7 protein-coding genes and 3 pseudogenes are annotated in these 7,984 nt (G+C 62.5%); 7 read left to right on the top strand and 3 right to left on the bottom strand.

Annotation, left to right across the window (positions count from 1 at the left end; genetic code table 11):
* A pseudogene (locus NFV80_RS16480) lies at window positions 1-224 on the top strand (hypothetical protein); the annotation flags it as partial.
* A gap of 32 nt (window positions 225-256) precedes the next feature.
* Here the strand turns inward: NFV80_RS16480 and NFV80_RS16475 are convergent.
* Window positions 257-467 (bottom strand): annotated as a pseudogene (locus tag NFV80_RS16475) (integrase); the annotation flags it as partial.
* 237 nt (window positions 468-704) lie between these two features.
* Here NFV80_RS16475 and NFV80_RS16470 point away from each other — a divergent pair.
* From NFV80_RS16470 to NFV80_RS16460, 3 genes are all read left to right on the top strand, one after another.
* A complete protein-coding gene (locus NFV80_RS16470; protein ID WP_295331355.1) occupies window positions 705-1,088 on the top strand; it encodes a hypothetical protein in 384 nt (127 codons plus the stop codon).
* Window positions 1,089-1,396: 308 nt separating this feature from the next.
* Window positions 1,397-2,632 (top strand): FAD-dependent monooxygenase, encoded by a 1,236-nt coding sequence (locus tag NFV80_RS16465; RefSeq protein WP_295331354.1) that lies wholly within the window; start codon window positions 1,397-1,399, stop codon window positions 2,630-2,632.
* A gap of 317 nt (window positions 2,633-2,949) precedes the next feature.
* Window positions 2,950-3,420 carry a YbhB/YbcL family Raf kinase inhibitor-like protein gene (locus NFV80_RS16460; RefSeq protein ID WP_295331352.1) on the top strand — a complete coding sequence of 157 codons (471 nt, stop codon included), beginning with the start codon at window positions 2,950-2,952 and terminating at the stop codon, window positions 3,418-3,420.
* 44 nt (window positions 3,421-3,464) lie between these two features.
* Here NFV80_RS16460 and NFV80_RS16455 read toward each other — a convergent pair whose 3' ends face one another.
* A complete protein-coding gene (locus NFV80_RS16455; protein WP_295331350.1) occupies window positions 3,465-3,710 on the bottom strand; it encodes a hypothetical protein in 246 nt (81 codons plus the stop codon).
* 264 nt (window positions 3,711-3,974) lie between these two features.
* Here NFV80_RS16455 and NFV80_RS16450 point away from each other — a divergent pair, with 264 nt between their 5' ends.
* Window positions 3,975-4,700 carry a lysozyme gene (locus NFV80_RS16450; protein ID WP_295331349.1) on the top strand — a complete coding sequence of 242 codons (726 nt, stop codon included), beginning with the start codon at window positions 3,975-3,977 and terminating at the stop codon, window positions 4,698-4,700.
* A 153-nt stretch (window positions 4,701-4,853) separates the two neighbouring features.
* Window positions 4,854-5,009: pseudogene (locus NFV80_RS16445) on the top strand (dihydrofolate reductase); the annotation flags it as partial.
* Window positions 5,010-5,336: 327 nt separating this feature from the next.
* On the opposite strand, the gene NFV80_RS16440 reads toward NFV80_RS16445, so the two are convergent.
* Window positions 5,337-6,824: a transporter substrate-binding domain-containing protein gene (locus tag NFV80_RS16440; RefSeq protein ID WP_295331348.1), complete on the bottom strand. Its 1,488-nt coding sequence runs from the start codon at window positions 6,822-6,824 to the stop codon at window positions 5,337-5,339.
* Between the two features lie 368 nt (window positions 6,825-7,192).
* Between NFV80_RS16440 and NFV80_RS16435 the strand changes: the two genes are divergently transcribed.
* Window positions 7,193-7,888, top strand: coding sequence for an aspartate/glutamate racemase family protein (locus NFV80_RS16435; RefSeq protein WP_295331346.1), 696 nt, complete (start codon window positions 7,193-7,195; stop codon window positions 7,886-7,888).
* Window positions 7,889-7,984: the final 96 nt, after the last annotated feature.

The raw sequence follows: 7,984 nt of genomic DNA, 5'->3' as shown, positions 1-7,984 counted from the left end.
GTCTCTTCGCACCGGTTCGGGAAGAAGCACGTCGCCGCTATCGGGCCTTTGTCTCCGAAGGCATCGGACAGCGCATCTGGGAAGGGTTGCGCCAGCAGATCTACCTTGGCGACGAGGCGTTCGTGCAGCGCATGCAGAGCCGGGCGGCGCCCATTGCTACTGGGAGATCGCCGAGTATTCTGGGGTGCACCTGGCGACGGTCGGGCGCATCGTGTGCAGAGTGATGCCATGCGGAGAGAACTGACCCTGAACAGGACTTCCGCTCCAGGGCATCGGGAAGCGCAGCGCCGTTGCGGCCTTCGGCCTGATTTTTCGGCCACCATGCCCGGGCACGCGCCAGTTGTTCACGCAGGTCAGGCGCCACGCTCGCGGGCAACATCAGTGCCCGATCCTTGGAGCCCTTGCCCTCCCGCACGATGATCGTGTCGTGATCGAAATCCGGATCCTTGATCCGCAGGGGGAGAACCCGCCGGTTGACGGAAGGTCCCATAGTTATGGGAGCACGTCGCCAGCAGATCCGCCGCGCAGCGGCTTCGTCCGACAATCCATTCAAGTCGACGCCATTTCGCTGCGCGGATTCATTCAGGCGTTAGACGTCGCCAGTGGACACGGCGGCAGTCAGGACATTCGGCGTATGTGGAGGCGCACTTCCGCCGCCGGTGTGCAGGCAGAAGTCACCACCTATTTCACGAAGGGAGGGCACCATGCGAGAAAGCAAGTTCGCAGCACTGCTAACGGTCGCTGCGGTAGGAATGTTTGCGCTGCCTCCGGCTACTTGGGCGGAAGATGTCGCTCGGTCATTTGTCGCGTCCCCTGACGTTTACTCGGTAATCGCGGAAGACGAGAAATATCGGGTTATCTCTGTAACCTGGAAACCCGGTCAGCGCGACAAATGGCATTCACACGGAACCCCGGTGGCCGCCTATAACCTGACCGACTGCAATATGCGAGTGCACACGCCGGACGGGAAGACTGCAGACCTTATTACCAAGGCTGGCAATGCTCGTGTGCGTGCACAGGCACCATCGCACTGGCTGGAGAATGTCGGCAACACCGATTGCAAATTGATTCTGTTCGAACCCAAGTAAGGGGTGGGCTTCAGGACTTACATTGTTCCAGGGAATCGCTGAACAATTCGTCCGTCCGGTGTGCCGGGACACACAAGTCATTGATTGTATGGAGGCCAGAATATCGTGATCCGATGGAATCAGCGTTTCCCCGACAAGAACTTCGAGGGGAGCGTTCCCGGGCGGCACTGCGCGCCAATCTTGCCCGTCCCCTCAAGTGGAACGTTCGGCGTCATGACGCCGGGCGTGCAGTCAGCACAGCCGAGAGTACTGTGAAGGGAGGAAGATCATGAAGCGACTGACCACACAAGGAGAGTAAGGGATCGTCGATGCTGGTTCGTGGGAGCCGCGTTGGGATCATTGGGGGCAGCATCGCCGGATGTGCGACCGCCATCGCCCTCGAACGACTGGGATGCGATGTGCAGGTGTTTGAGCGCTCCAGGGGCGTTCTGCGCGATCGGGGATCCGGAATCGCCATACCGATCACCTTGCGGGACGAACTGATCGACGCCGGGTACCTTCCCGCCGGCTACCCGCACTGCCGGGTGAGCCACCGCTGGTGGATCCTGGCCGACGGCACCTCGTCCGGTCGATTGCTCTGGACTCAGCCCGCACCCGCCGCGCACAACAACTGGGGTGTCTTGTGGCGGCAGCTGCGCGCCGGCGTGGCTGACGCCCGGTACCACGACGGCGTGACGCTCCTCGGATTCAGCCAGGACGCCAAGGGAGTGACGGCGGTGTTGGACCACGGCACCTCGCAGCTCTTCGACCTGCTGGTCGGTGCCGACGGGTACCGGTCGATGATTCGGCAGCAGATCATGCCCGACGCGAGAGCGGAGTATGCGGGGTATATCCTGTGGCGGGGGAACTACCCCGAGGCCCGGCTCGAGAATCGGGCAGCGGTCGACCGTGGAACCCGGGCCGACGCTTGGCACTACATCTGCCTCGATGGCGGTCACGGCATCGTCTATTTGATCCCCAACTTCGACGACCGCACCGACCCCGGAGACCGTCGAGTGAACTGGGGCATTTACGCCCCGCAGCCCCCAGGGCTGGACTTCTCCGAGCCAACCTCGATTCCGCCCGGTGGGGTGACGCATGCACTCTACAGGCACCTCGACGCGTTGCTGACCTCAGGTTTTCCCCCGGACTACGAGGCCGTGATCCGAATGAGCCAGCTCGAAGAGGTGTCGATCCAGCCGATCTACGACGATCTCATAGACTGCTACGTGCACGGCCGGGTGATGCTGATCGGCGATGCCGGTACGGTGACGCGGCCGCATACCGGCAGCGGCGCCACCAAGGCGATCCAGGACGCGTTATGCCTGGCTCGCCTCGGGCAGGAGCACAGGGAGTGGCCCGATCTGCTAGCTGCCTACGACGCCGAGCGCGCGGCGGCCGGCCTGTCGCTGGTTCAGCTGGGGCGTCGCCTCGGACGCGACTTGGTCGAGCACACGCCGGACTGGGGCACCATGACGGCCAACGACTTCGAGGCCTGGACCAGGCAGACGCTGTCGGGCGAGCGGCTGTACTTCTACGGCAACGCTGCCGCCCCCGATCGCTGATCGGGCTTGAGCCGTGTTGCATCCCAGGCGCAATGAGCGCGGCGCCGCCGAACAACGCCTTGCGGCTGAACACCCGCCGGAGGGGTCGGTTCCCGCGTGATCGCATAGGATGTGCCAATGGGAGAACTTGCCCCGAACTCCGTGACCCCGAATTCCACGAGAATCGACTCCGAACTCCGGACCCCGAACGGCAACGGAGAGAGGACTTTCGGACCGTGAAGACGCTTGCCGCCGCGCTTTCCCTCGCCCTGCTTGCCGCTTGAGCCACGCAGGAGCACGCCGTGCCTGCAGGTGCCTTTCGCGTGGGTTGGACCGGAATGGCGGACAACGCGATACTGCCGCAAAGGAGTGCCGGCAACCTGAAGACCAACCCGAACTGCCTCGGCGACGACGTTTCACCGCCGGTCCAGTGGAGCAACGCGCCGGAGAGGACGCGCAGCTTCGTCATCTTCATTGACGACCAGGCCGGTCGCATCGGGCTCGGCGTTTCTCATATGGTCGTGCATGGCATTCCCACGAACGTCTCCTCGTTCGCAGAAGGCGAGTCGAGCAGCGCGCCTCAGGGAGACCGTTTCGTCGCCGGCAAAAGCACCCCAGCTCTGCTCGGCTGGTTCGGCCCCTGCCCGCCTCGCGGCAACGCGCCGCAGCACTACGTGATGACGTTGATCGCGACGACGCTTGAGCCGGGCGAACTTGCGCCCGGCTTGACCAAGGCCGAGGTGTTGAAGGCTCTGGAAGGTGGCAGGGCGCTGCGCGCCGCAAGTCACGTCTTCCGCCATGCGCATTGACGCAGCCGTGGAGCCATGCGGGCCGTCGTCCGTGGCAGGAGGGGTCAGCAGGAGCGGTCATTTCTCGCGTGATTGCATCTCAGGCGCCAATGTGGGAAATGGCCCCGAACTCTGCGCGCCGCGTCGGCGATCGTTCCCTCGCGCATCATCAGTCCCTTCGCCGGCAGTTGCGTCCGGATCGCCTCGAGCAGTTGCTTCGTCGCCGGTTCGTTCTCTTCCAGCACGTGACGAAACTGCAACTGCGCGGTGGCATCCGGCACCGCTTGCCGCGACCGGGGCGATCCGGACAAGACACCGCAATGCCTGGCTGTCAGCGATCGCGTCATCCACCCGTACGTCCGAATGCCTGTACCCCAGGTGCACCCGATTCACCCGCGGCATCCGCTCCATTCCGATCAACGGCCGGTTGCGCTTCGCTTTCAGGTAGTGCGTTTCGATCAGTTCGAGAACTTCCTGCCAGGGGAGAACCCGTTCCAAGTCGGCAGGAAGGCACTTGCGTCGCGTCGGCTGCTTATTCGCCGCGAACTCGGCTTCCGAAAAATTGATATGCTGCGATGGCTGATCCCATCGCCGGCAACGTGCAGGTTGCACCGAGGACATCTTCCGCCCGGGCGAGCAAATCGGTGTGGCCCGAAAGAGTGCCGACGAGGATTTCCGTCACTTGGGGTGGTTCAAATTCAACTTCACTGGAGATGTCTATGGCAACGGCGAAGAAAACAGCGAAACCCATCAACACAGCAAGTCCGCTTTGGAACGGTTGTGTTCCGACAGCCGCAACTGCAGTTGTCAAGCGTATTGAAGGCTTTTTCAGTGCGCCGTATGACGACAACGGATCATTGCCTGGTGGAACCTGGACGATCGGTTACGGAACGATCGTTGATGCAAAGGGAAAGCCGGTCAGTCCGTCGACTCCGCCGATTACTGAAGCCGCTGCCGAGCAACTGCTTCGTCGCGACATGGAGGGCGCAGCCCGCGACGTAAAACTGCGCGTCAAAGTTCCTCTCCTGGAATGCGAGGCGGCTGCTTTGATCTCGTGGACGTATAACCTAGGTAGCGGGAATCTTGGCAAGTCCACGATGTTGACGCGCATCAACGCCGATCAGAAGGCCGACGTACCGAGCGAAATGAGAAAGTGGATCAACCAAGAAGGCAAGCAACTGGTTGGTCTCCTTCGCCGACGTTGGGCTGAGGCAGCCATATTTGTTGGCCTTGACGCGACCAGTGCGTGCGTTCGTGCCTGGAAAGAAATCGACAGCCTGGACGACTGGCCAAGCTTCTGATTGAAAAGAGCAACGGTCCAGGCTGCGAATTCATTTTGCAGCGTGGCCCACGAAGACGCTTGAGCCCACCCGCTTCCTCTACGCTGCAGCGGTCGGCTTATCTCGACGTCAGGCGTCCCTGGCACGGCTCATTACGCACTCCCGGGAGACATCGTGTCGACACTACGTGTAGCGAGTTTCACGATTTCACCGGACGGTTTCGGTGCCGGTCCCAACCAGGACATCAACAACCCGCTCGGCGTGGGCGGCACGTCGCTTCACGGCTGGGTATCTTCCACGCGGACGTTTCCGAAAGCGGTGATTGGCAAGGCCCAAGCTGATGCCCGTCGAGTTCCGCCAGCAGCAATCCAGGATTTCCACTTCCGAAGGGTCCGCCTGACGGGGAGGCTGACGCTGGCACTACGGATTCGCGGAGAGTTTCAACGGCAAGCTGCACGACGAATGCTTGAAGCCACGAGTGCTTCCGGGACCTGCGAGAGACCGGAGCTGTCCTGGGGAGCTGGCGACAGTTCCATAACAACTTGCGACCGCGATTCGCCCATGGGTATCGGCCTCCGGCCTCGTTGCCGGAGAAACACGAAATGAGGGGTCACGGCAGCAGTTTGCTTGGCTGGAAATCTGGTACGCGGGTCAGCCTCACCGCTTCGCGGGGGCCACCTGCTCTTTGGCCGTCTGCGCAGAGGAGCGCGCCTCCTGCGTCAGTTTGTAGGAAACGTAGTACTTGAAGATGTTGCGGACATACGTCGTCGTCTCGATGCCGATCTTCTCCGCCGTGACCACCTCGACGTTGTTGAACCATTGGTCGGGATCGAGTCCGCGCTTCTGCGCTTCGGTGCGCATCCGCGCGATGTTTCCCGGCCCCGCGTTGTAGGCCGCGAACGCGAACAGGGAGCGGTCCTGCTCGTCGAAATGCGCGTCTTTGAAGTACTTGGTCATGAGCTGATCCATGTACTTTGCGCCGGCATGGATGTTCGCGTCGATGACCCTGATGTCCCCCACCTTCAGGGCGTCCCCGGTAGCCGGCATCACCTGCATCACGCCAATCGCACCGGTCGGGCCGCGCCTGCTCTGATCGAGCGCCGACTCCTGGTAGCCCTGGGCCGCGAGCATCAGCGGATCGAAGCGGTACTGGCCACCGTATTTCTCGAACAGTGCAATCGTCTGTTCGAAGCGCTTCGCGTCTGCGCTGCCGGCCGCGTTGTGGAGTGCCTGGATCGATTTCATGTACTCGAGTTGCCGGTGCGGGATGACGCCTGCCTTCTTGGCCCAGCTCGCGTAGAACTCCTCCACTACCGCCCTGAGCTTCGGGCTGTCCTTGCGAATCGCCCAACCCTTTCTGGTCGGCGGCCGCAGTACGATCTCCTCGTGCACCTTGATGCCGGGCAGCACCTGCGACCACAGCTTCGCCTTGTAATCGTCGACGACCATTGCCTGCAGCAGGCCCGCGTTCAACATCTCGAGCATGTCCTCGTCCTCGAGCGCTTCGGGAACGAAGACGATCCTGACGGCTGCCTTCCGGGCTCTGGCGAGGCGCTCATTCAGCGCCATCAGGCTCGCGTAATAGCTGGATGCCTTGCGGACCTGCACGGTCTTGCCCGAGAGGTCTTCGAGGGTCGCGACCGCGGGCGAGGCCGGACCGGTGACGAGAATCTCGGTGTTGACGAGCTTCTCGTCGGGCGCGACGAAGTCGACGAGCTTCAGCCGATCCTCGGTCACGGTCAGGTTGCCGACCGCGATGTCGGCGAGTCCCGCACGCACATCCGGGAGCAGCCGATCGCGCGTCACGGCGCCGACGTAAACGGTGAGTGGGCGCTTGCCGAGCTGTTTCGCGTACTTGTGGTTGATCCAGCGCTCCAAGTCACGGACGAGCTCGGCTTCGGTGCCGCGCTCACGGCCGCCGTCGACGAAGTATTGCGTGCGGCTGTACGGCGCGTAGACGCGAATGATCCGCCGCGTGAGCATCTGGTCGAAGTCGCCCGTCCACGGCTTGTTCCGGATTTCCAGTCGCCGCAGCTCTGCCGGCGGAATGGACGAATCGACGCTTTTCGCCGCCTGGGCGTGGCCGGAAGCCCCAAGCGCGGCGAGACTTGCCACGAGGATGACCGTAACGAACCGCTGCAACATCGATTCCCCTCCGTGGGGTGCCAACCCTGCCCGGATTGGCGGTGCCCTTCGGCCCGCGGCACTCCAGCGAGCGCGCCTCAGGGGCCAAAATCACGCATGATAAGGCAGATCGGACGGCGTCCGATGCTGGCCATGGAGGGGTGCATCGCGAACGGCTACGCATCCCCGCGGTGCGCTTGCACGGCTAAAGCAAAATGCGCCGGGAAGTCCATAATCCTGGCAAACGTCGATTTTCTCTCCGGCCGGGCAATTGTTGATGGATACTTGAGCCTGGACCCGTAGCCATCCGCCGACAAGCTGCGGCTGCCGCTGACAGCGGGTAGACTCGGACGTTGGGCAGCATTGTCACTGATCGGGACGCGGGGAGCATGAAGACCATTGGCCTCATTGGCGGCATGAGCTGGGAGTCGACGATCCCTTACTACCGTCAGATCAACGAGACGATCAAGGCCCGATTGGGCGGTCTGCACTCAGCCAGGATCATCCTGTACAGCGTCGACTTCCATGAAATCGAACGCCTGCAGCATGCGGGAGATTGGCGGACGGCGGGCGAAGTGTTGGCCAACGCCGCTCGTTCGCTCGCGGCGGCGGGTTCAGACTTCCTGGTCCTGTGCACCAATACCATGCACAAGGTGGCGCCTGCCATTGAAGCGGCCGTCGGCATTCCGCTCTTGCACATTGCCGATCCGACTGCCACCGAAATCAAGCAGGCCGGTCACTCCACGGTCGGGCTCCTTGGCACTCGGTTCACCATGGAACAGCCCTTCTACCGGGAGCGTCTGAGCAAGCGCCATGGGCTTCACGTGATCGTCCCGGGCGCTGAAGACCGCAATTCGGTTCATCGCATCATCTACGAAGAGCTGTGTCTGGGCATGGTCTTGGCGGAATCCCGCAGCGTGTTCCAAAGGGTCATGGCAAGCTTGGCGTCGCAAGGCGCGCAGGCGATCATTCTGGGTTGTACGGAGATCTCGCTGTTGGTCGGTCAACGGGATGGCGACGTTCCGCTGTTTGACACCACGGCGATTCATGCACGTGCGGCCGCGGAAGAGGCGCTCGCAGAGTGAGGCCAACCCTTCCATCGAAACGACGTTCGACAGCCCGCTCCGCTGACTGTCCGTCGCCGTTCCTGCCAGACGTCAGGCGCCCCTGGCACGACTTCT

The sequence above is a fragment of the Accumulibacter sp. genome, assembly GCF_023806565.1.
Lineage (GTDB): Bacteria > Pseudomonadota > Gammaproteobacteria > Burkholderiales > Rhodocyclaceae > Accumulibacter.
Note: the sequence above shows the minus strand (reverse complement) of the source record. Positions and strands in the feature narration are given on the sequence as shown.

Coding starts and splice junctions, on each gene's coding strand:
- NFV80_RS16470 (WP_295331355.1), top strand. CDS start 705: ATGCGAGAAAGCAAGTTCGCAGCACTGCTAACGGTCGCTGCGGTAGGA.
- NFV80_RS16465 (WP_295331354.1), top strand. CDS start 1,397: ATGCTGGTTCGTGGGAGCCGCGTTGGGATCATTGGGGGCAGCATCGCC.
- NFV80_RS16460 (WP_295331352.1), top strand. CDS start 2,950: ATGGCGGACAACGCGATACTGCCGCAAAGGAGTGCCGGCAACCTGAAG.
- NFV80_RS16450 (WP_295331349.1), top strand. CDS start 3,975: ATGGCTGATCCCATCGCCGGCAACGTGCAGGTTGCACCGAGGACATCT.
- NFV80_RS16440 (WP_295331348.1), bottom strand. CDS start 6,824: ATGTTGCAGCGGTTCGTTACGGTCATCCTCGTGGCAAGTCTCGCCGCG.
- NFV80_RS16435 (WP_295331346.1), top strand. CDS start 7,193: ATGAAGACCATTGGCCTCATTGGCGGCATGAGCTGGGAGTCGACGATC.